Source organism: Thalassobacter sp. 16PALIMAR09 (assembly GCF_000765485.1).
Classification (GTDB): domain Bacteria; phylum Pseudomonadota; class Alphaproteobacteria; order Rhodobacterales; family Rhodobacteraceae; genus Thalassobacter; species Thalassobacter stenotrophicus.
Window position 1 is genome coordinate 763,680 of sequence record NZ_JHAK01000001.1, and the last position, 21,713, is coordinate 785,392.

20 protein-coding genes and 1 riboswitch are annotated in these 21,713 nt (G+C 61.2%); of the genes, 3 read left to right on the top strand and 17 right to left on the bottom strand.

From position 1 onward, the window contains the following. The first annotated feature begins 44 nt into the window (after window positions 1-44). Window positions 45-1,670 carry an AMP-binding protein gene (locus PM04_RS03645; protein ID WP_038003697.1) on the top strand — a complete coding sequence of 542 codons (1,626 nt, stop codon included), beginning with the start codon at window positions 45-47 and terminating at the stop codon, window positions 1,668-1,670. A gap of 133 nt (window positions 1,671-1,803) precedes the next feature. Next, the gene (locus PM04_RS03650) at window positions 1,804-2,817 is read left to right on the top strand and encodes a hypothetical protein (protein ID WP_038003699.1); all 1,014 of its coding nucleotides are present in this window, start codon (window positions 1,804-1,806) and stop codon (window positions 2,815-2,817) included. A 3-nt stretch (window positions 2,818-2,820) separates the two neighbouring features. On the opposite strand, the gene PM04_RS03655 is transcribed toward PM04_RS03650, so the two are convergent. From PM04_RS03655 to PM04_RS03705, 11 genes are all read right to left on the bottom strand, one after another. Continuing rightward, on the bottom strand, window positions 2,821-3,681 hold the full coding sequence (locus PM04_RS03655; protein WP_038003701.1) for a hypothetical protein: 861 nt from the start codon (window positions 3,679-3,681) through the stop codon (window positions 2,821-2,823). Between the two features lie 88 nt (window positions 3,682-3,769). Beyond that, the gene (gene upp / locus PM04_RS03660; RefSeq protein WP_038003703.1) at window positions 3,770-4,402 is read right to left on the bottom strand and encodes a uracil phosphoribosyltransferase; all 633 of its coding nucleotides are present in this window, start codon (window positions 4,400-4,402) and stop codon (window positions 3,770-3,772) included. After that, window positions 4,399-5,382: an adenosine deaminase gene (locus tag PM04_RS03665; RefSeq protein WP_038003705.1), complete on the bottom strand. Its 984-nt coding sequence runs from the start codon at window positions 5,380-5,382 to the stop codon at window positions 4,399-4,401. Before PM04_RS03665 ends, upp begins: the two co-directional genes overlap by 4 nt. Next, window positions 5,379-6,578, bottom strand: a complete 1,200-nt coding sequence (locus PM04_RS03670) for a phosphopentomutase (RefSeq protein ID WP_038003707.1) — start codon at window positions 6,576-6,578, stop codon at window positions 5,379-5,381. Before PM04_RS03670 ends, PM04_RS03665 begins: the two co-directional genes overlap by 4 nt. Next, complete coding sequence (locus PM04_RS03675) at window positions 6,575-7,885, bottom strand: thymidine phosphorylase (protein ID WP_038003709.1); 1,311 nt, start codon at window positions 7,883-7,885, stop codon at window positions 6,575-6,577. The genes PM04_RS03670 and PM04_RS03675 overlap by 4 nt, the downstream gene beginning before the upstream one ends. Window positions 7,886-7,889: 4 nt before the next feature. Next, the gene (locus PM04_RS03680) at window positions 7,890-8,306 is read right to left on the bottom strand and encodes a cytidine deaminase (protein WP_038003710.1); all 417 of its coding nucleotides are present in this window, start codon (window positions 8,304-8,306) and stop codon (window positions 7,890-7,892) included. 68 nt (window positions 8,307-8,374) lie between these two features. Then, entirely contained in the window at window positions 8,375-9,778 is a 1,404-nt protein-coding gene (locus PM04_RS03685; protein ID WP_052068428.1) for a sigma-54 dependent transcriptional regulator, read from the bottom strand. A 2-nt stretch (window positions 9,779-9,780) separates the two neighbouring features. Beyond that, the gene (locus PM04_RS03690) at window positions 9,781-11,316 is read right to left on the bottom strand and encodes a response regulator (RefSeq protein ID WP_038003712.1); all 1,536 of its coding nucleotides are present in this window, start codon (window positions 11,314-11,316) and stop codon (window positions 9,781-9,783) included. A gap of 209 nt (window positions 11,317-11,525) precedes the next feature. Continuing rightward, complete coding sequence (gene prpE / locus PM04_RS03695; RefSeq protein ID WP_038003714.1) at window positions 11,526-13,418, bottom strand: propionate-CoA ligase PrpE; 1,893 nt, start codon at window positions 13,416-13,418, stop codon at window positions 11,526-11,528. Between the two features lie 110 nt (window positions 13,419-13,528). After that, window positions 13,529-14,272, bottom strand: a complete 744-nt coding sequence (trmB, locus tag PM04_RS03700; protein ID WP_052068429.1) for a tRNA (guanosine(46)-N7)-methyltransferase TrmB — start codon at window positions 14,270-14,272, stop codon at window positions 13,529-13,531. Between the two features lie 41 nt (window positions 14,273-14,313). Continuing rightward, window positions 14,314-14,538 carry a DUF6356 family protein gene (locus PM04_RS03705; protein WP_038003716.1) on the bottom strand — a complete coding sequence of 75 codons (225 nt, stop codon included), beginning with the start codon at window positions 14,536-14,538 and terminating at the stop codon, window positions 14,314-14,316. 107 nt (window positions 14,539-14,645) lie between these two features. On the opposite strand from PM04_RS03705, the gene PM04_RS03710 reads away from it, so the two are divergent. Then, complete coding sequence (locus PM04_RS03710; RefSeq protein ID WP_038003717.1) at window positions 14,646-15,107, top strand: Lrp/AsnC family transcriptional regulator; 462 nt, start codon at window positions 14,646-14,648, stop codon at window positions 15,105-15,107. Here PM04_RS03710 and PM04_RS03715 read toward each other — a convergent pair. From PM04_RS03715 to PM04_RS03740, 6 genes are all read right to left on the bottom strand, one after another. After that, complete coding sequence (locus PM04_RS03715; protein WP_038003719.1) at window positions 15,104-15,751, bottom strand: hypothetical protein; 648 nt, start codon at window positions 15,749-15,751, stop codon at window positions 15,104-15,106. The genes PM04_RS03710 and PM04_RS03715 overlap by 4 nt on opposite strands. Before the next feature lie 2 nt (window positions 15,752-15,753). Then, window positions 15,754-16,932 carry a methionine adenosyltransferase gene (metK, locus tag PM04_RS03720; RefSeq protein WP_038003721.1) on the bottom strand — a complete coding sequence of 393 codons (1,179 nt, stop codon included), beginning with the start codon at window positions 16,930-16,932 and terminating at the stop codon, window positions 15,754-15,756. A gap of 8 nt (window positions 16,933-16,940) precedes the next feature. Further along, window positions 16,941-16,988: riboswitch (SAM-SAH riboswitch) on the bottom strand. Between the two features lie 31 nt (window positions 16,989-17,019). Then, window positions 17,020-18,513: an apolipoprotein N-acyltransferase gene (lnt, locus tag PM04_RS03725; protein ID WP_038003723.1), complete on the bottom strand. Its 1,494-nt coding sequence runs from the start codon at window positions 18,511-18,513 to the stop codon at window positions 17,020-17,022. A 25-nt stretch (window positions 18,514-18,538) separates the two neighbouring features. After that, complete coding sequence (locus PM04_RS03730; protein ID WP_052068430.1) at window positions 18,539-19,468, bottom strand: hemolysin family protein; 930 nt, start codon at window positions 19,466-19,468, stop codon at window positions 18,539-18,541. Window positions 19,469-19,493: 25 nt separating this feature from the next. Beyond that, window positions 19,494-20,015, bottom strand: coding sequence for an rRNA maturation RNase YbeY (ybeY, locus tag PM04_RS03735; protein ID WP_052068431.1), 522 nt, complete (start codon window positions 20,013-20,015; stop codon window positions 19,494-19,496). After that, window positions 19,999-20,988: a PhoH family protein gene (locus tag PM04_RS03740; protein WP_038003725.1), complete on the bottom strand. Its 990-nt coding sequence runs from the start codon at window positions 20,986-20,988 to the stop codon at window positions 19,999-20,001. Before PM04_RS03740 ends, ybeY begins: the two co-directional genes overlap by 17 nt. Window positions 20,989-21,713: the final 725 nt, after the last annotated feature.

Here is a 21,713-nt window from a genome sequence, read left to right on the forward strand (position 1 = left end):
ATCACTATGGCCAGCGAATAAGCAGACGCAAGGGAGGGCGCGCTATGGGCTGGATGAAAGACGAAACAGGCCTTGAGAAATGTGATGCAAATCATGTCGCTTTAACGCCCCTGTCGCACCTAAACCGGGCCGCTCAAATTTGGCCCGAGCGGGAGGCGATTGTTTATGGCAATATCCGCCGCACCTATGCCGAATACCATGCGCGCGTAAGCCGCTTAGCCTCGGCCCTGACGCGCGCTGGCGTTGAACCCGGCGATGTGGTCGCAACCCTTCTGCCCAACCTACCCGCACAGGCCGAGGCGCATTTTGGCGTGCCCGCCTGCGGCGCTGTGCTAAACACGATCAACACCCGCTTAGAGGTCGACACAGTCGCCTATATCTTCGACCACGGTGAGGCCAAGATCGTGCTGGTCGACCCCCAGTTCCTGCCGGTGGCGGCCGCCGCATGCGAACAGATGGAAGGCACGCCCCCACGGTTGATCGAGGTTGCCGATGATGTAGCTGGTGTTCACGCCAGCGGTCTGCACATGACCTATGAGGATTTCCTCCAAACCGGTGACCCCGATGCGCCGTGGCTTATGCCCAAGGATGAGTGGGAGAGCATCGCGCTCAACTACACCTCAGGCACGACGGGGCGACCCAAGGGCGTCGTGTATCACCACCGGGGCGCTTATCTGATGACGATGGGCACCGTGATTTCGTGGCGGATGACCCTGCATCCAAGGTTCTTGGCGATTGTGCCGCTGTTTCACTGCAACGGCTGGTGCCACACCTGGATGATGCCCGTTTTGGGCGGCACCGTGCACTGCTGCCGCGACATCACCGCCGAGGCGATTTATGACGCCATCGCAGGCGGCGTGACCCACTTTGGCGGTGCACCCATCGTATTGAACATGATCGTGAATGCCCCCGAGGCCACACGCAAACCCTTTGACCACACGGTCGAAGTCTTTACTGCTGGCGCCCCGCCTGCGCCCGCGACCCTTTCGGCGATTGGCAAGTTGGGCTTCAATATCACCCAAGTTTACGGCCTGACCGAAACCTATGGCCACGTCACCGAATGCTTGTGGAAAGACGATTGGAACGCTCTGCCCGCTGACGAACAAGCTGCGATCAAAGCCCGTCAGGGCGTGATCTTCCCGATGATGGAAGACATCACGGTACTAGACGCCGAGGGCCAGCCGATCGCCAAGGATGCAACCGCGCAGGGTGAGATCGCCATTCGCGGCAACTCGGTCATGAAAGGCTACCTCAAGAACCCAGACGCCACCCAAGAGGCCTTTAAGGGCGGCTATTTCCACACCGGTGACATCGCGATCCAACATCCCGACGGCTACGTCCAAATCGCAGACCGTGCCAAGGATATCATCATCTCAGGCGGTGAGAATATTTCATCGGTTGAGGTCGAAGGTGCGTTGATGGGGCACCCAGCGGTGATGCTGTGCGCCGTGGTTGCCAAGCCTGATGACAAATGGGGCGAAGTGCCCTGCGCCTTTGTAGAACTCAAGGACGGCGTCACCGCGACCGAGGCCGATATCATCGCCTTCGCCCGTGAGCGACTGGCCGGTTACAAGTCCCCCAAGGCGGTGGTCTTTGGTGAACTGCCCAAAACCTCCACCGGGAAAATCCAAAAGTTTGAGCTGCGCCAACGTTTGCGCCAATCGGCGTAGCGTTCGGCCCGGCGGCAGGGTCAGCGGCGCACCGCCGCATGGCCCTGCCACGGCCCCAAACCGCGCGGGGTGATCTTGCCGAGGCCCCCGGATACCCCTACTCTAATCACGAAAGAACAGGGGCCACCGCGCAGTGACCGCACTTAAGGACATCGCAAAAATTGAAACCACGGGCCTGTGGCGCGCCGATGAGGACGCCCAGAGGATCGAGGTCTTTGTGTCCGTGGGTGATGGTAGCCTGATCATCACCGACATCTCCAACACCGCGCTGTCCCATTGGGCTTTGGCCGCCGTACGCAGGCGCAATCCCGGCAAACGGCCCGCAATCTATGCGCCCGGCCGCGACACGCCCGAAGAGCTAGAGATCGAAGACGCCACAATGATCGACGCGATTGAGCGCATTCGCACGGCCATTGATCGCACCCGCCCCCATCCCGGCCGCCTGCGTGTGCTGAGCCTTTTGGCGATCACCGTCACATTACTCGCGTTGGCGCTGTTTTGGGTGCCAAAGGCGCTGCGCGATCACACGCTGTCTGTTCTGCCTGGTCCGCAGCAGGTGGCGATTGGCCAGAGTATGCTCTCGCGCATCACGACCCTCACGGGTCCGGCCTGTGCCGACCCCCAGGGCCTAGAAGCGCTGCGCGTGCTCAACGCCCGGGTCCTGCCGCAGACGCGCGCGCGGATCGTCGTCTTGCCCAACCTGCCCAAGCCGACGATGCACCTGCCCGGCGGCCACATCATTGTCTCAGCAGATCTGTTGGATCCCGGCTCCGCGGCGGAGGCTGTTGCAGGCCATATCCTGACCGCGTCACTGCGCGCCGATCTACACGACACGCTGAGCGAATATCTCACCTTCGCGGGCTTTCGTGAAACGTTTAGGCTCCTCACCAGCGGTGAAACAAACCCCGAAACGTTGCGCCGCTATGTTGACCGAAAGCTGACGCGCCCCGCGATGGAGGTTGACGATAGCCAATTGCTCGACGCTTTCTCAGCGCGGTCCCTACCGGTGGCGCCCTACGCACGCAGCCTGCCCCGCGATGACCCCCAAGCCGCGCGCCTCGTCGCAGCCGACCCCTTTACCAATCAGCCTGCGCCAGAGGTATTATCGGACACGGATTGGTTAACGCTCGCGAATATCTGTCAGTGACCGTTAATCATCTTGGTCGATGAGCCGTTGCGGCACGCTCTCGGTCCATGTCCGCCGCATCTGCGACGTTCCGTTATCGGTGCCGACCCCACGAAACACGTTCAAGCGCCCGTCGGTCCACGCCTCTTTGTAACCCCTTGGAACAGCGATGCGCTGGGTATCGCGGCTCAATCGCTTGGCGGTCTCCGCTGATCCGACAATCACAGTTCCCTGCGCGCTGGGTGAAAAGCTATATGTCGCGTCGCTCGCCACAACAATTCGGGCCGGTGCGGTGCGGCGCAGATCCTTGCCGTTCAACCCTTCTAACCCATGGGTGCTATTGCGCGTTTGCGGCGGGATTTGAATGGCCACGAGGTTACTCGGGCCATCCTCAGGGGCCGTATCACACCCGATCCTATGCCCGAGGCGCAACGCCGTCGCCTCACATGCCGCGCGGGTCGCGGGCCGCATCACAACATCTGCGGCGCTAGCCATCGGCGCGGCGGACGTGCTGCGCGCGTCTGATCGAGGTGCTGACATCAACGTGACCTCCTTCACAGACGCAAGCTGTGTGGCAGTCGGCGTCGCACTTGCAGCCGTTGCCGCCGCGGTCTCCGGCCTCTGTGTCGCTTCGATGTTCGTAGGTGCATACCCGCAAAGCGGTTCGTTCGACCGCGTCAAGCGGGGCATCCAAGCGACCACGTCGCCCTGCCCCGCACGCACGAACACGCATCCCGCACTATCCACATATTGGCGGCCGTTAAAAGCACTCGGGGGAACCTCGGCCGGAGTGGTCACGGCCACAACCACATCGCTTTGCGCACTTGCGGCAACCGCAGCAGAGACGACGACCGAACAGGCCAACAAGAGAGGGAATGCACGCATCGGGCGGGCCCTTTTTGTGGTTAATTGGCATAGCTTTAATTAACCACAATGATGCAGCAGGAGAGCCCAGCAAGTAAAGCTATTTGGCTTATTTGGTGCCAAACATGCGGTCACCCGCATCCCCTAGACCCGGAACAATATATCCATGTTCATTCAGTTTTTTGTCCACAGATGCAGTGGTGATCGGCACATCCGGATGCGCCTCTTGCATGCGCGCCACGCCCTCGGGCGCCGCCAACAGACACAAAAATCGAACGTCCCGCGCGCCGGCTTTCTTAAGCAAATCAATCGCCGCGACTGAGCTGTTTCCCGTGGCCAGCATAGGATCGACGGCAATGACCACACGGTCCTCAAGCGATTGAGGCACCTTGAAATAATACTGCACCGGCTCAAGCGTTTCTTCATCCCGGTAGAGACCGACAAATCCAACGCGCGCCGAGGGGATCAGTTCCAACACCCCATCCAACAGCCCGTTCCCGGCCCGCAGGATCGATACCAACGCAAGCTTTTTGCCCGCCAAAACCGGCGCATCCATGTCCTGCATTGGCGTCGCAATGGTCCGAAGTTCGGTCGGCAAATCACGCGTAATTTCGTAGGCGAGCAGTTGGCTGATCTCTCGCAAGAGTTGGCGAAAAACCGCCGTGGGGGTGTCCTGCGCGCGCATCAATGTGAGCTTGTGTTGCACCAAAGGGTGATCAACAACAGTGAGCGGTGCGGTCATGGGGTGTCCTCCAGTGCGGTGAGCAAACGGGTCTTGGTCTCGGGGTCGCAAAATGCGGCTTCGGCAGCGACACGCGCCTGTGCCATCAATCCTTCAACGCCCCAACCAAAGGTGCGATCTAGGGCTTCGTACTCGGCCGTCATCGTGGTGTGAAAAAACGGCGGATCATCGGTGGACACCGTGACCTTTACGCCCCGTTCTCTCAATTTTTCAATCGGGTGCGCATCAAAGTTACGGTAAATGCCCAAGGCAACATTTGACCCCGGGCAGACTTCCAACACGACACCGGCCTCCGCCAAATCCTCGCACAGACGCGGGTCTTCGGCGGCACGCACGCCGTGCCCGATACGCGCCAAGCCAAGATCCTGCCACGCCGCGCGAATAGTGTCTGGCGCGCCCCATTCCCCGGCGTGGCTGGTCAGTTCCAGCTGTGCTTCGCGCGCGCAATCGAACGCCCATGCGTAGTCCCGTGCAGCGCCGATGCTTTCATCGCCCCCCATCCCAAAGCCGGTGATGAAACTGCCGGCGGTCTCAGCGGCGCAGCGGGCCACGGCCTTGGCGCGATCAGGCCCGAAATGGCGGATGCACGTCACGATACCGCGCATTTCAATCCCGAACTCAGTGCGAGCTTCCAACGCAGCCTCCTGCATCGCGGCAAGGTAATCGCGCCACGCGGATACATCGGCGCCGCCGCAAAAATCGGGGCTGATAAAGGCCTCGGTATAGATCACACCATGAGCCGCGCTTTGCTCTAGCACCTCACGCGTGAGGCGCGCGTAATGCTCAGGTGAGCGCAGGACCGATGTCGCCGCCTCATAGGTCCGCAAAAACCCGGGAAAGTCGTCATAGGCATAGTGGCCCGCCTCATCAAACACCCCGTCAAGAGAGACCTTTTGCTCTGACGCCAGCCCACGAATAAACGGCGCGGGGGCAGCACCCTCTAGATGAAGATGCAGCTCTACCTTCCTCAAATCTCTCACAAAAAACTCCGCCCCGGCCCATCGGCCTTTACCTGCAAATGTCCCGCAATACTGGCTGCAACATCCGCAAATGCCCGCAGCCCAATCGCACCCCCACCAAGCCCCACAACAGGCACCCGTTCGCGCGTATGATCATTACCGCGCCACGTGGGGTCATTGCCGTGATCGGCCGTGATGATCAGCAGATCATCGGCCCGCATGTTTTGCAAAACGCGTGGCAGTTGGCTGTCGAACCACTCCAATGCGCGGGCATATCCCGACACATCGCGGCGGTGCCCATAGAGGCTGTCGAACTCCACAAAGTTGGCGAACGTCAGGCTGCCATTAGGCGCGGTTTTGCTCGCCTCGACCAAGTGTTCCATCAAATCCGCATCCGCCCCTTTATGGCTTTTGCTGATCCCACGCCCCGAAAAAATGTCTGAAATCTTACCAATCCCAATCACTTCGCGCCCCGCCTCGGACACCCAATCACACAGCATCGGCGCGGGCGCTTCTATTGCGAAATCCTTGCGGTTTTGAGTCCGGCTATAGCCTTGTTCGGCGTCGCCAACATAGGGGCGTGCGATCACACGACCTACGCGCATCGCATGAAGATATGGCGCTAACTCACGACAAAGGCTATACAATCGATCAAGGCCGTATATCTCTTCGTGGGCCGCGATCTGAAAAACACTGTCCACAGAGCTATAGCAAATCGGCCAGCCAGTGCGGGCATGCGCCTCGGCCTCCTGTTCGATGATCAAGGTGCCCGAGGCATGTCGATTGCCCAAGATACCGTCCGTGCCCGCCAGCGCACACACCTTGGCCACCAGATCCGCTTCAAAGCACGGGTTCGTATCCGGAAAGTAGTGCCAGTCCCAAGGGACCGGAAGCCCCGCAAGCTCCCAATGACCGGAGGGCGTGTCCTTGCCGCGCGACACTTCGGTCGCCGCCCCCCACAGGCCCGTGGGCTTTGCGTCCAAGCCCGGCGTCTCGGAACCAGAGGCCAATCGGATAGCGGCCCGCAACCCCAAGGCGTCTAAGTGCGGCAGGCTCAGCGGACCGCTGCGTCCCTCCTCGGCACGGCCCACCGCACAAGCTTGAGCGATGTGCGCGAGCGTATTGGCCCCCTCATCCCCGAATTCAGCCGCATCAGGCGCGCCACCGCACCCGACAGAGTCGAGCACCACCAAAAAGGCCCGGGCCTGCACACTCATCCGATCCGCTCCCCGATGAGGGTCGGTGGCGTAACCGCCCTGTCGCTAAAACTAAGCGCGCCATAAACTTTGGCGGCGGCGGCCTCTGCATCATCAGCGTCGTCGGCATGGATGCGGACCAGCGGCTGATCCGACGAAATCGCATCTCCGATCGACACCAAATCAGATAGGCCCACCGCAGGGTTCACCATGTCCGTTTCGACCCGGCGCCCCCCGCCCAAATCCAACACCACATCGCCCAAAACGCGCGTATCAATCGCGGCAACGACACCGGGTGCCTCGGCCCTGAGTTCAACCACTACAGGGGCCGCAGGCAGGCGGTCACGCCAATGCTCCGGAAAATCCGCGGGGCCACCTTGTGCGGCGACCGTCTGGCCAAATCGCTCTGCCGCATCGCCGTTGTCCAGAACACGGCCGATCCGCTGCGCACCGTCTTGGGCATCGGCGGCCATACCACCAAGCGCCAGCGCCTCACCGCCCAAAACCTCAACCAAGGTGCGCAAACGCGGGGATGCTCCTGCCCCTCCGGTCAGCAGTTTCATCACCTCGATCACCTCCAGCGCATTGCCCGCCGCCGGGACCGCAGGTTGGCTCATGTCGGTCATCAAAGCCGTCGTCATGCAGCCTGCACCTTGTGCCGTCTCCACCAACGCCTGCGCGAGCCGTCGCGCCGCATCCGCATCGGGCAGGATCGCGCCTGAGCCAGTTTTTACGTCCAGAACAAGCGCCTCAACACCCTCGGCCAGTTTCTTAGACAGGATCGAGGCGCAGATCAGGTCGAGGCTATCGACCGTCCCGGTCACGTCACGTACCGCGTATAGCCGCGCATCTGCCGGGGCCAAGCGCGCGTTGGCCGCGACGATCGCACAGCCGATTTCTTCGACTTGGGCCTGCAACCGCTCGACCGAAAGCTGCGTGGTCAGGCCCGGTATGGCCTCAAGCTTATCAAGGGTGCCGCCGGTGTGCCCAAGCCCCCGCCCCGACACCATCGGAACATAGGCCCCACAGGCCGCAAGCGCAGGCCCAAGCGCAAGGCTAACCGGATCACCCACGCCGCCCGTGGAATGTTTGTCCAACACAGGGCCCGGCAGGTCCCAGCGCAACGTCTCTCCGCTTTGGACCATGGCCGCGGTCAGATGGACACGCCCCTCGGCCCCGAGGCCACGTGTGCACACGCCCATCGCAAAGGCCCCAGCCTGCGCATCGGTCACGGTGCCTTCGGCCAAACCATTGGCAAACCAATAGATCTCAGCCTCATAGAGCGGCGCACCGCCCCGTAATTTCTGCAAGATATGTGCGGCGTCCATGGGCCTAGACCCGCGCCATATGGCCCGCATCAAAGGCCCCGGGCAACAGATCGCCCACCCGCGTCGTGTGGGTTTCACCGGCCACTGTGGCCAGTGTGACCATCACGTCAGAGGCCGCGAATTCCGCCAGCTTTTGCCGACAGCCCCCGCAGGGCGGAACGGGATCCGGACTATCGGCCACGACGTACACCTCGGCCACGCCGCGCGCGCCGCTTGCGACCATCGCAGCCAAGGCTCCGGCCTCCGCACACGTCCCCTCCGGATAGGCGACATTTTCGACGTTGCAGCCAACAAAGACCGCCCCATCGACGGTCAGCAAAGCCGCGCCGACCTTGAAGTTGGAATAAGGCGCATGGGCGTTTTCACGTACCGCAAGAGCAGCCTCACGAAGGTCCGTCGGGGGGGAAGTCAGGTCTGTCATGGGGTCTCCTGTGCGGGGTTACGACCAGTGTCGCGCCACAGCCTCAGGAGTGCAAGAGCCAAGCCGCGCTAGGCCCCACCAGAACCTGCACGCCGCGCTGCCTCCGAAGGCCGCGCCCCGCGCTTGGCCCACGCCTCGCGCTTGCGGTACAGCGTTGAGGGCGACACGTCCAACACCCGCGCCGCACGAGGCACCGAGCCTTGCTGTTGGCGAATGGTTTCCTCAATGATCACCTCTTCTACGTCCGCAAGTGACCGGCCCAGAAGGCTGTCAAACGGGGTTGAGGATTGGTTGGCGTGCTGCCGGGTCGTCATCTCCATCGGCAGCATATCCATCGTGATCAACGGACCTTCGTGCAGCAGAACCGTGCTTTTGATCAGGTTGATCAACTGGCGCACATTGCCGGGCCACTCATAGGTGCGGAAAAAGTCGGCCACATCGGGCTCCAACCCGACAAAACCGCCGTCGCTGCGTGTTTCGAACCGCCGCAGCGTGGCGTTGGCAATCGCGACAACGTCCTCACCCCGCTCGGACAATGCAGGCACCCGCACGGGGGCCACATAGAGGCGGTGGAACAGGTCTTCGCGCAGGTGTCCTTCGCGGACTTCGGCAAAGGGATCGCGGGTGGTCGCGGTGATAAGCTGCACCTTTGGGGACCTGCCGGGGGTTGCGTCCAACCGGTGCAAACGCTCCATCAAGGCGGCTTGTGCTTGGTCGCTCAGGGTGCAGGGTTCCGCGATGTAGGCGGTGCCGCCCATTGCAGCAGTTATCACATCGGGGGTGTCTTCGGTCCCTATAAGGGCCGCCAGTTGAGCGTCTGGGCACATCACAGAGGCAATCAGCTTGATAAACGGGGCCGCCTCCGGCGCATCATGGGCCAGCCCGTGGATTGCCTTGGCGCTGGCCAATCGGCCCGAGCCGGTGGGACCGCGCAAAAAGATCGGCACACCAGACCGGCTAACCGCGCGAACCTGGCGGTACAGTTCGTGCATCACCGGGGCAAACCCCGTGAACCCCGGCAAAGGGGCTGCACGCATCGGATCGCTTTGCGGTGGGGTCGGTTTCGCAGCCGCAGCACCCGCCGCCACAACCTTGAGCGCAGGACGCCCGCCAAGAAGGATCGCGTTGTGTACTGCACGCCGCAAATGCGTGTCTGACACCGGCTTGGGCAAAAACTCGGACGCACCGTGTCGCATCGCATCCACCGCGGTTTGGATCGTGCTTTGCGCCGTCAAAACCACAAACGGGACCTGCGGTGCTAACGCCTGACAGTCCTGCATCAACTCCAGCCCATCACGGTCCGGCAACAACAGATCCAGCACAACCGCCGCAGGGACGGCCCGGGAATACAAATCCAACGCCTCGGCGGCAGTGCCCGCGTGGGTCACTGCAAACCCGTCATCGCTTAGGATCTGGGTGTAGTATGCGGCTTGGGTCGGGTTGTCCTCAACAAGAAGGATCGTTTGTGTCATGGTTAATCCCCTTGAGGCGGAACGACAGCCAAAGCCGCACGCAACCTATCCAGTGCGTCCAGCAAATCTGGTGTGTCACGCGCGACGGCATCTGCATTGCCTTGTCGCGCGGCGGTGTTGAGCGCTTGCGCGGCTTTATGGACCTTGCCCGCGCCGACAGCAGAGCTGAGCGAGATCAAGATGTGCGTATGATTTCGGGTTTCCGCCAAATCGCCGGAGGCCTGCGCCGCACGCATGCCACGCGACACCATGGCCAGATCGGACTGTAGGCGGTCCATCAACTCTGGCGCGCCTTCTTGGCCCGCGATCCGCAACAGGTTGCGCAAGGTTTCGCGGTCATAGGGCAGCGCTTCCTGCCGGGCCTCTGCCCCTTTGGCGGCAATAACCGGCGCGCTGGCGTGCGCGGCGATATAATGCAGCAACGCATGACCAAAGCTTTCGATAGAAACCAACGGCTTGGCCAACAAGCCATCCGCCCCAGCGGCGTAAATCGCATCACGGTTGCTACGCAAAACATAGGTCGTCATCGCAATCAGCGGCATGCTGGGATAAATCCCCGAACGCTGCCGATTGCGCGCCGCGCGCAACACATCGAGACCGCCAAGCCGCGGCATTTCGATATCAATCAGCGCAAGGTCAAACCGCTCCCGGCTCATCCAGTTGAGCGCCTCAACCCCGTCGGAGGCCAGTTCACACTCAGCCCCCATCGTTGCCAACATCTGGCTCACCAACAGCTGGCTCGTATCGTTATCCTCAGCAACCAAGATGCGGTATGCGCTTAGGTCCGGCGCACCGCTTCCTGTATCGCTTGCGGCGTGCCATGCTTGATATGGCACCTCCAGCACGGCTTGGGCGCCGCCGCTGGCAAGGTTTGTGATGGACAGCTTTGCACCCAGCGTGTCGGCGTTTTGCTTGGAGATATGCAGCCCCAAACCGCCGCCCGTCGCCTCATCCTCAGAGGAGCGCGCATTCAGCGAGAAGAGCCGCGTCAAAGCGGCGTCAGAAAAGCCCGGCCCTTCATCGGTGACAGAAAATCGCAGCACCTCAGCCTCAGCCAGCGTCACGCTCAGCCGGACATTGCTCTCGCCCGCGTGTTTCACCGCGTTGCCAATCAGATTGGCCAAAACCCGCTCCAGCGCGAGGCGGTCCAACTGGACCACGTCCGGCACATCGGGCGCCACATCCAGCGTGAACGTCACACCCTGAAGGTTGCCGCGCATCGTCCAACGTTTTTCCATATCGCGCAGGAATCGCCGCAAATGGAGGTTAGACGCCAGAAGGTGATGATGTTTGCCCCCTGACACAAACATCAAAGCGTCCTCGATCAGCCGCGCCAACACCTCTGACGAGGCATGTATGCCCCCAATTTGTGAACGAAGCGCCGCATCCAGATCCTGTGTCTCAATCAGTCGCAGACCCCCGATAACATCAGATACAGCAGACCGAATATCGTGACTGAGCAGTTCTATTTCACGCTCCAACGCGGCAGAGCCATCGGTATCGGAAATTTCTGAGCCTGTTTCAGGCGGGTAGGACACGGGATATTCCTTTTGCCGTTTCACGGCAGTAGGGGAGAGCTTTTAAACCTCTGGTTGAGCGCGATATTATCTCTCTATCTCAATGATAGAAAAAATCAAGAAATTTCGCCTTTTGAGGCTACTTCCGGTGCGTCACGGTCACAATAATTTCGAGGTTTTTTCGCACACATCGGGCCCGGCACATGCGGGCCCGATGAGATAACGCACCCTTAGGCCGCCGGATAGCCCAGCGTTTTCAACGCCTCAGTGATCTCACCCAAGATGGCGGGATCATCAATCGTGGCTGGCATCTTGTAGTCTTTGCCGTCTGCGATGCTGACCATCGTGCCCCGCAAAATTTTGCCAGAGCGGGTCTTGGGCAACCGGTCCACTACAACCGCAAGTTTAAACGCGGCAACGGGGCCGATTTTTTCACGCACGCGCGCGACGCATTCCTTCACCACATCCTCGGGCGCTTTGCTCGCCCCATTGTTGAGGCACAAGAACCCCATGGGCAGCTGGCCTTTCAACGTGTCACTAACCCCAATGACGGCACATTCAGCAACATCCGCGTGCCCCGCCAGAACCTCTTCCATCGCACCGGTGGACAGGCGGTGACCGGCCACGTTGATCACGTCATCAGTGCGCGCCATGATGTAGAGATAGCCATCTTCATCAATCATGCCCGCGTCGCCGGTTTCGTAGTAACCGGGGAAGGTATCCAGATAGCTTTTACGGTAACGCGCCTCAGCATTCCAAAGGCCCGGCAACGTGCCCGGAGGCAGCGGCAGTTTGATCGCAATCGCGCCCAACGTGTTGGGGGCAACTGCGTGGCCCGCATCATCCAACACCTGCACGTCATAGCCCGGCATCGGCACCGCGGGTGAGCCCAGCTTGATCGGCAATGGCTCCAACCCAACTGGGTTTGCGGCAATTGCGTAGCCCGTTTCGGTTTGCCACCAGTGGTCGATCACCGGCACGCCAAGCTGTGCTTGTGCCCATTCAATCGTGTCGGGGTCCGCGCGCTCACCCGCCAGATAAACGTTCTTCAACCCGCTCAGATCGTATTTCTTGACGAACTCGCCGGTCGGGTCTTCGCGTTTGACTGCGCGCAAGGCGGTCGGGGCGGTGAAAAAGCTTTTCACTTTGTGCTCTGACATCACGCGCCAGAACGTGCCCGCGTCGGGGGTGCCGACGGGCTTGCCCTCAAACACGATGGTCGTGTTGCCGTGGATCAGCGGCGCGTAGCAGATGTAGCTGTGCCCCACGACCCAGCCCACGTCCGACGCGGCCCAAAACACATCGCCCGGATCGACGTCGTAGATGTTCTTCATCGTCCAATTCAGCGCGACCAGATGCCCGGCGGTGGGGCGCACAACGCCCTTGGGCTGACCCGTCGTGCCCGAGGTATACAGGATATAGGCCGGGTGCGTGCCTTCAACGGGCAAACAGTCGGCAGGCTCAACACCATATTGGAACCCATGCCAGTTGTAATCGCGGCCAGGGATCAGCTCAGCAACCTCTTGTTCACGTTGGAAAACAACGCAGAATTCGGGCTTGTGCGTGGCCAGCTCAATCGCGCCGTCCAGCAAGGGTTTGTAGTGCACCACCCGCCCCGGCTCGATCCCGCAAGAGGCCGCAATGATCGCCTTTGGCGTCGCGTCGTCAATCCGCACAGCCAGCTCGTTGGCGGCAAAGCCGCCAAACACGACCGAATGCACCGCGCCAATCCGCGCGCAGGCCAGCATCGCCTCAAGGGCTTCGGGGATCATCGGCATATAGATGATGACGCGGTCACCCTTTTCCACGCCCTTGGCGCGCAACGCACCGGCCAATGTGGCCACGCGGTTGCGCAGCTCAACATATGAAATCTCACGCTTCGTGCTGGTGACGGGGCTGTCATAAATGATGGCCGTCTGCTCACCCCGGCCTGCCTCAACGTGGCGGTCCACGGCGTTCCAGCAGGTGTTCACCATCGCATCCGGAAACCACTCGTACAGTGGGGCTGCACTCTCATCGAGGGCCTTGGTCGGCGCGCGATCCCAGTCAATGGCCTTGGACTGCTCCATCCACCAACCCTCTGGATCGGATTTCCAAGCCTCATAAACAGATGCGTATGACATAGACGTCTCTCCTCTTCCCGTCGCAGCGTTTCTACGGGTGAGAAGGGAGGCGGCGCAAGCCAACCCGCCTGCGGCGGATTGCGCTAACGGCTCGCCTCAAAGCGCGGCGCTTAATCCGCGTCGCGCTGGAATGTCAGGTAATGCGGCGTGCGACCTTCGCGCAGGGCCTTTTGCTCATAACGGGTCGAAATCCAATCGCCCCACGGCTCGCGCCAGTCACTCGGCCCCTCGGCCAACCATGTGAACCCATGACGCGGCACTTGTTCCAGCGTCTGGCGCACGTAATCCTCAATATCTGTCGCCACCCGGAAAATTGCACCGGGCTTAAGGACGCGGGCCAGCGGCGCCAAATGCTCGGGTGTCACGAACCGGCGGCGGTGGTGGCGCGCTTTAGGCCAGGGATCAGGATACAAAAGGAACGCACGATCAATCGACGCCTCGGGCAAAACATCAAACAGGTCCCGCGCATCGCCGGGATGCACGGCCAAATTCTCAACACCGGCCTTGCGGATTTTGCCCAACAGCATGGCCACACCGTTGATATAAGGCTCGGCCCCAATAATCCCGATGTCAGGGTTCTGCGCGGCTTGGTGAACCATATGCTCCCCCCCACCGAAACCGATCTCCAGCCACACGGGTTTGCCGTCGAACCGCGCGGCCAGATCAAGCGGCGCACGCGCGGGGTTCACATCCCAGCCCACAGGCCCCGGCGACAGCGCGTCGAGGTCCTCTTGCAAATAGGCCTCTTGGCTCTGCTTCAGGGTCTTGCCCTTGCGGCGGCCATAGAAGTTGCGGTGAGGGCGGCCAGCATCAGTGTCGGCTGCAGCGGGGAGTTGTGATTTATCGTCATCCATGGCGCGGGGGATGCAAGACCCCCCGACCGCCGTCAAGTCCCTTAGGCCGATTTGAGGCCCGGACCGCTGCGATGAACGGTCCGATTGTGCAATTTGGCGATGATCTGGCTGGCGGTTTTCTCAAACATCCACGGGAAAATCGCGTGTACCACCGCAGCCATCGCCGCCAACGCCAGCCACCCGGCAAAGCGAAACGCAAAGCCGCTGTGCTCAAGATAGGTTTCGTCCACGGAACTAGGGTGGGCAGTGAATAGACGGGTGATCATAGGGGCCTCCTGTTGAGTTGGCCCATTATGCCCAGCCCTTGCGACAAAATTATCTCAAACATCACGTATGGATTGCTAATTTTGGGACAATATCCCAAAATATAAAAATGATAGATACACTTGATGCAACCGACCACCGTATCCTCGCCGGTTTGCAACGCGACTGCGCCGCCCCGCTGGACGCGGTGTCCGAAACCGTGGGGCTGTCGCGCAATGCCTGCTGGCGCCGTATCAAACGCCTAGAGGACGCTGGCGTCATCCGCGCCCGCGTGGCCCTGCTGGACCCTGCTCAACTGGGCCTCGGCTTGATGGTTCTGATGGCCGTGCGCACCCGGCACCATACCGCCGATTGGGCCGCCCGCTTTGCCCGCGCACTCGAAACCCTGCCAGAGGTCACCGCCGCATGGCGTACCAGTGGTGAGGTGGACTATATGCTTCAGGCGCGGGTTCGCGACATGCCCGCCTATGACGCGCTCTATAAACGGTTGATCGCACAAGTAGAATTAGAGGATGTCTCGGCCAGCTTTGTCATGGAAGAGCTAAAATCCACCACTGCCCTACCGCTTTAATCGCGCAGCACACCTGCGGCTTGTAACTCGGCCCGACGGGGGTAATGCAGCCCGTCGCGCCCCTTCCACAACAACTCAATCGCAAAGGCTGGGTCCATCCCGCGCTCGACCTGATAACTCAGCACATCATGCGTCTCGATCTGGGTGTCGACGTAAATCCAAGCAGCAAAGTCGAACGGGTCCTGCCAGCCATCCACGTCTTTGCGCCGCTCATAAAAGGATGTGATCGCCGCCTTGGACCACTTCCAATTGTGAAACCCAAGCCGCGCGCCACGCTCCATGCGCCGCCCCTTGCCCGCCAAAAACATCAGCGTGCAAGCACTTGCGCAATCATCCACCACCTCAGTGTCGAGATCGAAGTCGATGATGATGTCGGCCAAGCGGAACCCGGCCCAAACACTGCCCCCATAGCTATAAAGACGCAGTGTCGTGATATCCGCGTCCTCCACCAGATAGCGGCGCAGGATGGCGATATCCTCTTCCTCTATCTCGGCGTCGGGATCGTCGGGGATGGTCTCGGTGTCATAAAGCAGCACACCTCCGTCCAAGCGGACAAATTTGTCCTCAGGATCACCGGCCTGCGCTGTGGCGGGCATCATCCCCAACCACAGCGCAAGCGCGATGCTCCATCCCCGACGGCGCATCCTCAGACGGCCTTTTTCAGAGCGTCCACAAGGTCGGTCTTTTCCCAGCTAAAGCCGCCATCCGCCTCAGGCGCGCGGCCAAAGTGGCCATAAGCAGCCGTGCGTTCAAAGATCGGGCGATTCAGCGACAGATGGTTGCGAATGCCAGTTGGCGTCAGGTCCATCGCTTGGGCGACGGCCAGCTCAATCGCGGCCTCGTCCACTTGGCCAGTGCCATGGGTATCGGCATAGATCGACAGGGGCTTGGCCACACCGATCGCATAGCTCAGCTGAATGGTGCACCGCTCAGCCATGCCTGCGGCCACTACGTTTTTCGCAAGATACCGCGCGGCGTAGGCCGCAGAACGGTCCACCTTGGTCGGGTCTTTGCCGGAAAACGCACCGCCGCCGTGAGGGGCCGCACCGCCGTAGGTGTCCACGATGATCTTGCGCCCAGTTAGGCCCGCGTCGCCATCGGGTCCGCCGATCACAAACTTGCCCGTTGGGTTCACCCACCATTCGGTGTCGCCAGAAATCCAGCCATCGGGCAGGACGTCGCGGATGTAGGGCTCAACCACTGCGCGCACGTCGGCGCTGCTCATGCTCTCATCCAAGTGTTGGGTCGACAGCACGATGGACGACACGCCCACAGGCTTGCCATCGCGGTACATCACGGTCAGCTGCGATTTTGCATCGGGGCCAAGCGTAGGCTCCGTGCCGTCCTTGCGGACCTCAGCAAGGCGGCGCAGGATCGCGTGGGCGTATTGGATCGGCGCGGGCATCAGCTCCGCCGTTTCATTCACGGCATAACCGAACATGATGCCCTGATCGCCAGCGCCCTCATCCCCGCGCTCACCCGTTACGCCTTGGGCGATATGGGCGGATTGCTCGTGCAACAGGTTCAGAACGTTACAGGTACGCCAGTGGAATTTCTCCTGCTCGTACCCGATATTCTTGATGCAATCGCGGGCAATGCCATCGATCTTGCCCATGTATTCGGTCAGTTTGTCCGGGTCGGTCAGGCCAACCTCGCCCCCTACCACAACTTGATTTGTCGTCGCGAACGTTTCGACCGCCACACGCGCAAGCGGGTCCTCGGCCAGAAAGGCATCAAGGACGGCGTCCGAAATCCGGTCACAGACTTTATCCGGGTGGCCCTCAGAGACGGACTCCGAGGTGAAGGAATAGTTTTGTCTTTGCATAGGGGGTGTGCTCCGTTGGGTTACGCCGTCACGCCAGGAAGCCGTTGTGACGGGTCGGTATCGGGCTACGCCTGCACAAACGCGGGATCAACCAACAATACGCCGCCTGCGGCCATAAAACGCCGCAAGTCCCATCAAAGCCACAGCCCAGGCCGGGCCATCACCGGTTTGGGCATAGATCGTGGGGGGCAAGGCGGCTGGCAAAGCGACATCCAAAAAGCCCGCCCTGTTCAAGGGCAGCGTGTCCGTGACCCGGCCCCGCGCGTCGATCACTGCGGATATGCCGGTGTTGGCCGCTCGCACGACGGGTATGCCCTGTTCGGCCGCACGCAGTTGCGTCAATGCGAGGTGCTGGCGCGGCCCTGCGAAATCCCCGAACCATGCATCATTGGTCATATGCGCCATCAAGCGGGGCCGCTCAACCGCGCGGACATACCCGGGGAAAATCGCCTCATAGCAGATCATGATAAACACAGGACCAATGCCCGGCACGTCAATCGTCGCGGGGCCTTCTCCGGCCTGATATCCACCTGCCAAACGCTCGGCCAAGCCGCCCACACCGATCAGGTCAAAAAGCGGAGCGACCAAGGGCAAGTATTCACCAAAAGGCACCAGATGGTGCTTTTCGTAGGTGGCCGTGACTTCTGCGTCTTGCAACAAGACCGCCATATTGCGGGGCCGACCATCCAAGCCGTAGGCCTGCGCGCCGACCAAAACCGGGGTGGCCCCCGCCGCATCCGCAATGTCAAATCGCGCCGCCGCGGAACGGTTCAGCAACTCAGGCAGCGACGTTTCAGGCCAGATGATAACTGTAGGGTCCGCCCCCTGAGGCGCAGCCTCTGTCGCCGTCAACGCGCGATCAAAGAAAATGGGCATGAACTCAGGCACCCACTTTTGGTGCTGCTGCGCGTTGGGCTGCACGAGGCGCAAGGTTGCGGCCTCTGGCGCGTGGGGCGGTGCAGCAGGCATCAGCGCCCCAATCGCCAGCGCACTGACCCAAAGCCCCGGCCCCGCTAACCGCCACCGCGCAAGGTTCAACGCCCCTGCCCCCAACAAAACCACCAGCGTCAAACCCAGCGGCCCAAACACCGCTGCCGCAGGCAACCCCGGCGATGCGATCAGGATATGCCCCGGCTGCGCCCATGGAAATCCAGTGAGGACTATGCCGCGCAACGCCTCTGCTACGGCCAAGGTCAGCGCCACGCAAAGCGGCATCAACCGTGATCCAGCCCCCAGCCACAGGGCCAAAGCCCCCGCAGCCCCCCAAAACAAGGCCAGACCTCCTGCCAAGAAAATCAACCCAAAGGGCGCCATCCAGCCGGTCGCGGCTACGTCCACCAAGAACGGCTCAACGATCCAGTGCAGCGCGGTGGCGAAATGCGCAGCCCCAAACACCCAAGCCCGCACAAAGCCCGCCCTTGGCGTCACAGCACCCACAATCGCCCAAATGCCCAGCGCATAGCCAAGCAGCCCCACGGGCCATAGCCCCCAAGGCGCTTGACCAAGCGCCGCGAAAACCCCCGCCGCCGCGCACAAAACAAGCCCCATGCGCGGCGTCAGCTGAAAGGGGATACGGATCATAGGGGCTGGCTCATCGAGGCCGCGCTCATTCTGCGGCGGCGGCCTCGGGCAGGCGTGGGGTGGCGTTGCCGGGCAACCGCACCCGCAACCGTTTGATCCGGCGCGGATCGGCATCCACGACCTCAAACTGCACGCCAGAGGAATGGGGCACGACCTCACCCCGCGCGGGCACGTGACCCGTCAGCAGAAAGACCAAACCGCCCAATGTGTCGATCTCATCGTCGGCTTCATGCTCAAGGCTCAGCCCGATGACCTCTTCAAAGTCCTCAAGCGGCGTGCGCGCAAGGGCCACGTAACAGCCCGGCTTTTCCTCCCGCCACAGCTTGTCTTCCTCTTGGTCGTGCTCATCCTCGATCTCACCGATGACCTGCTCAATCAGGTCCTCAATCGTCACAAGGCCGTCCACGCCACCATACTCGTCGATCACCAACGCCATATGCCGCCGCTCGCTTTGCATCTTTTGCAACAGCACCGAAATCGGCATCGACGGCGGAACATAGATCAGCGGACGCACCATGCCCGGCAGGTCGAAATCGCCGTCATCGCCATTGAACCCAAACCGCAGCGCAAGGTCCTTCATGTGCACCATGCCCACCGGCTGATCGAGCGTGCCGTCATACACAGGCAACCGCGTCAGCCCGCTGGAACGGAACAGCGCCACCAATTCACCAAGCGGCGTATCACAAGGCACCGAGACGATCTCGGCGCGCGGGATCATCACATCGTCTACCCGCAGGCGGCGCAATGCGGCCAGACCCGCAGCAGACAAAGGTGTGGGGGATGGGTCGGTGGGGCGCAGCTCGGGCACTTCTGCCCGCTTGGCGCCGAACACGCGGCTAAAAAATCCAGGCCGGGCACCAATATACCCCTCACTCGGGGCGGGCTCGGCGGGCGGTGTCTCGTCGTGAGTGCGCGCATGCGCAGCACTAGACGAAGGGTCGACAGATGGGTCCATGGCTCCTTTCCACATAGCGGGCGCGTTACGCGCCACTCTCCTGATATGGGTCAGGCACCCCTAGCGTGTCCAGTATTTCCACCTCTAAACGCTCCATCAATTGCGCATCTGCATCATTTTCGTGATCAAAACCCAACAGATGGAGGATTCCATGCACCAAAAGATGGGTCACATGGGCATCAAACGGCTTTGACTGCGCCCGCGCCTCAGCCGCACAGGTGTCGTAGGCGATGGCAATATCGCCCCATTCGACCTCATGCGGAGCGGTGGGCAGATGCGGCATCGCGCCGGGCGTGTCGGCCGCGCGCTCCTCAGACGGCCACGACAGCACGTTCGTCGGTGTGGGCTTGCCCCGAAATTCGGCGTTCAGCGTGGCAATCCGGGCGTCATCACAGCCCAGCACACTCACCTCACCCTCATCCAAATCCAAATGGGTCAACACAGCCAAAAGGGCCGCATGCGCGCGGCCCTCAAGGTCAATCCAACGGTCGTCTTCAAGTGAGACGTCGATGCAGGCGTCTACCTGCGCCTCAGCTTGGTGGGGCATCTTTGTCGTAAGCCTCAATGATCTTGGCGACGAGCGGATGGCGCACCACGTCCTTGGCGGTAAAGTAGTTGAACGAGATCCCGGGCACATTGTCCAAAATCCGCTCTGCATCGCGCAGGCCGCTGGTCACACCGCGGGGCAAATCAACCTGACTGCGGTCGCCGGTGATAGCCATGCGCGAGCCGCGTCCAAGCCGCGTGAGGAACATCTTCATCTGCATGGTCGTGGCGTTCTGCGCCTCATCCAAGACGACGAACGCGTTGGCCAAGGTCCGCCCGCGCATAAACGCAAGTGGCGCGATCTCAATCCGCTTTTCCTCTAGCAGTTTGGCCAACTGTTTGGCGGGCAGGAAATCATTCAGCGCGTCATAAAGCGGCTGCATGTAGGGATCGACCTTGTCCTTCATGTCACCGGGCAAATAGCCCAGCTTTTCCCCGGCCTCCACGGCGGGGCGGCTCAGGATGATCTTGTCGACCTCACCGCTGACAAACTTGTTCACTGCAACGGCCACCGCGATATACGTCTTGCCCGTCCCCGCAGGCCCGATGCCAAAGGTCAACTCGTTGTCCAACAGCGCTTGCGTATAGCCCTTTTGAGCGTCCGTGCGCGGCTCAACCGTCTTTTTGCGGGTGCGGATTTCAAGCGCGCCGGGGGCGAACATCTCGATCTGGTCCGTTGGCACCGCAGGCTGCGTGTTCATCCGGATCAGCGCGTCGATATCCGCAGCCTCAGCCGTTTTGCCCGCCTCAAGGCGCGCATAGGCCCCCTCCAGCACGCCCGCAGCCTCTGCGGCGGCCTCTCCGTTGATCACAAGCCGGTTCCCCTGATGGGCGATATCCACGCCAAGGTGGCTCTCGATTTGTGTGAGATTACTGTTGAAGGGACCACAGAGGTCGATCAACAAACGGTTGTCGGGAAAATCCAACGCGGCAGTGGTTGCGGTGCTGGGTTGTGGCGGGTCAATCAGTGTCAAACAAAGCTCCTGCTATCTAATCCAAAAGTGAGGGACCCGCGCAGCGGTGTCCAGTGAAGAAGCGCACATTGAGAGGATTTCCCGGCCCAAACGCGCAGAATAAAGCGCGCCCGGGTGCACGCCTCGCAAACTAGAGTGGCAGAGGTGAAAATCATCACCGCCCAAAGAAAAACCGCCCGCAGCGGAGATCACTGCAGGCGGTGTTATATTCGGCAGATGTGTCATGCTCAGATCAGGACCCAAATCTTGGCTAGGGCGGCGGGGCGGCCCTTGCGCGGGTCCTGAGCGGCTGGCCTTAGCGGGGCCCGCGCCGGACGATAAGAGATGTGAACAGCATCCTGCATATACGGTCTGATTGCGCCTTTCGTGTTGGGTAAACCCGTCGGGTCAGCGTCAGTATTCCCTATGACTGTAGCAAATATATGACGCTTGTGAAGTCACAAACACTAGATGTGCCATCGCCTACCGGGCCGGATGCGTGCGGGCTCGGCGCACGCAAGCAGCCAAAGGGCCATCGCACACCCCTTTGGGGGCCCAAAGAAAAACAGCCGAACGCCGATGTTGCGGTCCGCGTGGCAGTGGGTATCAAATCTGCCGCCCAAGCCTAGGGAAAGGGACACCCACCAAAGGCCCCCGCAACCCCTAGAAACAGCAGCGCGCAAAGCGCTGGGCCTCTGTCACAGAGCTTTTGACAAATCGTTAAATTTTCAGCCCGAAACCGCCCT